The organism is Streptomyces sp. CBMA123 (genome assembly GCF_014596465.1).
GTDB lineage: Bacteria > Actinomycetota > Actinomycetes > Streptomycetales > Streptomycetaceae > Kitasatospora.
Map to the genome: position 1 here is coordinate 1 of NZ_MECK01000491.1, position 1,181 is coordinate 1,181.

Consider the following 1,181-nt stretch of genomic DNA (forward strand, 5'->3'; position numbering starts at 1 on the left):
TGAGCTTGAGGATCGTCGTCTGTGTGAAGTACGTGCCGGACGCGACGGGTGACCGTCGTTTCGCGGACGACCACACCACCGACCGGGAGGGTGTGGACGGCCTCCTGTCGGAGCTGGACGAGTACGGCGTCGAGCAGGCGCTGCGGATCGCGGAGGCGAACGAGGGCGCCGAGGTGACGGTGCTGACGGTGGGTCCGGACGACGCGAAGGACGCGCTGCGCAAGGCGTTGTCGATGGGTGCGGACAAGGCCGTGCACGTGAACGACGACGACATCCACGGTTCGGATGTGATCGGGACGTCGGCGGTCCTGGCGAAGGCGCTGGAGAAGACCGGGTTCGACCTGGTGATCGGTGGCATGGCGTCGACGGACGGCACGATGGGTGTGCTGCCGGCGCTGCTGGCGGAGCGGCTGGGTGTGCCGCAGGTGACGCTACTGTCCGAGGTGTCGGTCGAGGGTGGTGTGGTGAAGGGCCGTCGGGACGGTGACGCGGCGACGGAGCTGGTCGAGGCGGCGCTGCCGGCGGTGGTCTCGGTGACGGACCAGTCGGGTGAGGCCCGTTACCCGTCGTTCAAGGGGATCATGGCGGCGAAGAAGAAGCCGGTGCAGTCGCTGGACCTGGACGACCTGGGCATCGAGGCGGACGAGGTCGGTCTGGCGGGTTCGTGGACGGCGGTCGACGCGGTGTCGGCGCGTCCGGCGCGGACCGCGGGCACGGTCGTCAAGGACGAGGGCGAGGGCGGCAAGCAGCTCGCCGCGTTCCTCGCCGACCAGAAGTTCATCTGAGCCCCGCCCGTCAGCGCATCCAACGATCGATCAGGAGCAACGAATCATGGCTGAGATCCTGGTTCTGGTGGACCACGCCGAGGGCGTCGTCCGCAAGCCGGCCCTCGAACTGCTGACCCTGGCCCGCCGCATCGGTGAGCCGTCCGCCGTCGTCCTGGGCGCCGGTGCCGCGGCCGCCGACATCGCCGCCAAGGTCGCCGAGTTCGGCGCCGCCAAGGTGTACGTCGCGGACGGCGCCGAGTTCGCCGACCAGCTGGTCGTCCCCAAGGTGGACGCCCTGGCCCAGATCGCCAAGGCCAACGACGCGGCCGCCGTCCTGGTGACGTCCTCCGGCGAGGGCAAGGAGGTCGCCGCCCGCGTCGCGCTGCGCCTCGGCTCCGGCATCATCACCGACGC

At 70.4% G+C, this 1,181-nt stretch carries 1 protein-coding gene and 1 pseudogene; both read left to right on the forward strand.

All coding sequences use genetic code 11. From position 1 onward, the window contains the following. Positions 1 to 785: electron transfer flavoprotein subunit beta/FixA family protein (locus tag BG452_RS35175; protein ID WP_223243185.1), on the forward strand; the 785-nt coding region annotated here is incomplete at its 5' end. Between the two features lie 46 nt (positions 786 to 831). Then, positions 832 to 1,181: pseudogene (locus BG452_RS35180) on the forward strand (electron transfer flavoprotein subunit alpha/FixB family protein); the annotation flags it as partial.